The following is a 2,895-nucleotide window of genomic DNA, read 5'->3' on the forward strand; positions in this document are numbered from 1 at the left end:
ATCCTGGTCAGTGCTCCGGAGATCTGCTTCCAGTACGCCATGTCAACCTTCTCCGTCCATTCGGGGGACTGCGCTGAACTGTCAGGAACACATGTGGCACAGCCGGTCCTGGGGAGACCGGTGCACCTGTGGGGCGACGGTGGACGCGAAGAATTTCGACGGCTCGCGGACATCGGCCGCTCGACCTTTCCTCTTCCAGAAAGGAATTCTCTGAATGGGGCTGGTGCGACGATGTTCCGCGTCTTCTCGGTGGAGCCGTGGAATCTTCGCCTTTCCCGGTCTCGCGCGTCGCTGCCGTTGAGATGCCCGAGGGTGGGGGAGTGCAATCCCTTTGGACCCGTTTCGGCCAATGTTCAGAAAATTATTCCCACGCAAAAAGATCCGTGATATGGAGATGGCAAATCCACTATAGGAGAAAAAGTATAAGATTCCCGGAATGTATTCCCGTGTGCCGACGGTGGTCCAGGGGCATGGAGCGTCCGGAGGCCGGTCGTCGTTCGGCCGACGTCGTTGCCCGCGTGGGCTGTTGCGGCGGCGGCACGGGAACTCATCGCGAAGCGGTTCCGATCAGGGTTCCCACATGGTCGGCCTCCGGGGCCGCCTCCTCCCACACACGCACCTCACGGAACCCGTGGCCAACCAGGATCTCCTCCCACACCGCGGGCTCGTAGGCCCACCGGTACACCCACACCTCCCGGCCGTTGAACCCGCCTCCGTACATGCCCTGCACTCCGTACGACCCGGGAACCGCGGGGGCGCAGGAGAACACGAACCTTCCACCGGATTCCAGACGGTCGTGCACCAGCGGGAACAGCACGCCGGGATCGGTGAACCAGGCCGCTCCCCACACCGAGTAGACGGCGTCCCACCGCTGGCCGGTCCCCGCCAGGAACTCGACCGCGTCCGCGTGGTGGAACTCCGCGCCCAGGTGTCCCCACTGGTGGCGGGCGTGCTCCACCGACACCGGTGACACGTCCACTCCCGCGGCTTTCACCCCTCGGGAGGCCAGCGCGGCGACGGCGTTGCCCCGCCCGGGGCCCCAGCTCCAACGCGGAGGCGGGTTCCCCCAGCGGTTCGAACCCGGGGCCGTGCCCCGGGTACTGGGTCCACTCCAGGGCGGTGGCCAGAGCCTCCTCCGGGTCCTGTGGGGTGACGCTCTGGGCGTAGCGGTCCCAGTAGCTCGGGACGTCCGTGGTCGGGTTGCCCATGGTCGTGGTCCTCGTGACGCGGCGTGCAGGAACCGGACCAAGGTAGCCACGCCGCGGCCGGGGCAGCAGGGGAATGGCGAAACAGACCGCCACCCGCGCAGGTGTCTACCTCGCCCGGGTCCGGCGCGGAACAGGCAGCGGTGGACCGACCCGCGGGTGCACGGGGCGTCCTGGAACGCGAAGCCGCAGCGTGCCCGGGTCGGGGTTCGCGAAGTCGGGTGTTTCCGGCCGTTTCTGCGTCTTTCCGAGGCGATCCCATGCCATGATTTTTGGGGTTCGCTGATGGGAACCGCCGACTACTGATGGGGAAGACACGTGGCTGAGCGCCAGACCGGCACGGTGAAGTGGTTCAACGACGAGAAGGGGTACGGCTTCATCACGCCGGAGTCCGGGCCCGACCTTTTCGTTCATTTCAGGGCGATCGAGGGCACCGGCTTCAAGTCGTTGCAGGAAGGCCAGACGGTCAGCTTCGAAGCTGTCCAGGGCCAGAAGGGCATGCAGGCGGACAAGGTTCAGGTGGAAGGGTAGGCAAGGCCCGCCTGAACTGAAGCGCGCGAAGCCCTCGAACCCGGTCTCCCGGGCGCGGGGGCTTCGTCGTGTGCGGCGCGAACCACCCCGGCCGGTGGTGTCGGCGGCGTCCTCATGGGCCGCCCGGTCGAGTCCGGAGCGTCGCGCCGGGTCGGGGATGGCTACCGGGCCCGGCCCTCCGGGTTCTGTTCCTTTTTCGTGCCAATCGGAAAACACAGAGCAAAACCGTTCTATGTGAATTGTTGCGCAAAGCAGACAGTTCAGGCTTCTGGCATGTGCGGACTTGACGGAAAATTACGCGAACCCGTGTTCGCTGCGCTAGCGTGTTCCCCGAAAAGGAAAATCCCGGCCGGTGCTACCAACACCGAGCCGGGATTTGGCCGACGCCTGCGTGAACAAGCGTCCGGCCGTGCCACCTGCCTGCTAGAACCAGGAAGGCGACTCGTCGTGGAGTCTACCGCCCCCGCTCCCCGTGCCACCACCGAACGCCGTGATTCGGGCCGGTTTTTCGGCCCGCGTCAACGCCCCCGCAAGGCAATGCACGGAATTGGTTTCATACCGGACATCTGGGTCAATGAAGCCCGCGAAGCCGGACTCTTCCCCACATCCCGCGCTTTCATCGCCGCCACGGTCATCGCCCGCGCCGCCGACCTCGACGGCCGCTGGTGCTTCCTCTGCCTGGACACCCTGGTCAGCCGGTCCGGCCACCTGCTCAGCCTCTCCGTGGCCAAGGGCGCCATCGCGGACCTGGTCGCCGTCGGACTGGTCCGCAAGCTCGACCCCGGTCAGACCCGCGCATTCTTCGCCGGGGACATCAAGGAGCGCACCCGCTCGCACGACCGGCTTCCGATCGTCCTCGAACTGCTGATCCCCGCCGAGGACTTCCCCGAACCGGTCCGCGAGGAGATCAACGCCGTCCGCGCGGCACTGGGGGAGGAGCCCCTGGACGAGACCACCCGACCCAGGATCAGGAAGGCCGCGACGGTTCGAATCGACCTCGGCGACGGGTCGAATCGACCCACACACCTATATCCCATTCACCTCTCCTCCGACGAGCGCCCCGATGCGGCCCCTGCCGGTCGGTGCCGGGCGAACTCCCGCGCCCACCGGCCCCGCCCCGACCACCCGAGCCGAACGGGGCGGGGGAGGGGCCGGACGT

Annotated in this window: 2 protein-coding genes and 2 pseudogenes; 3 read left to right on the top strand and 1 reads right to left on the bottom strand. The window is 66.9% G+C overall.

From position 1 onward, the window contains the following. Positions 1–387, top strand: a 387-nt coding sequence (locus DQW06_RS29730; protein WP_232833194.1) for a hypothetical protein, incomplete at its 5' end; no start/stop codon positions are given. Between the two features lie 160 nt (positions 388–547). Here DQW06_RS29730 and DQW06_RS28600 read toward each other — a convergent pair. Beyond that, a pseudogene (locus DQW06_RS28600) lies at positions 548–1,208 on the bottom strand (class I SAM-dependent methyltransferase). A gap of 315 nt (positions 1,209–1,523) precedes the next feature. Between DQW06_RS28600 and DQW06_RS28605 the strand changes: the two are divergent. Beyond that, positions 1,524–1,736, top strand: a complete 213-nt coding sequence (locus DQW06_RS28605; RefSeq protein ID WP_013152914.1) for a cold-shock protein — start codon at positions 1,524–1,526, stop codon at positions 1,734–1,736. A gap of 537 nt (positions 1,737–2,273) precedes the next feature. Next, positions 2,274–2,895 (top strand): annotated as a pseudogene (locus DQW06_RS28610) (hypothetical protein); the annotation flags it as partial.

The organism is Nocardiopsis sp. TNDT3, from assembly GCF_003427465.1.
GTDB lineage: Bacteria > Actinomycetota > Actinomycetes > Streptosporangiales > Streptosporangiaceae > Nocardiopsis > Nocardiopsis dassonvillei.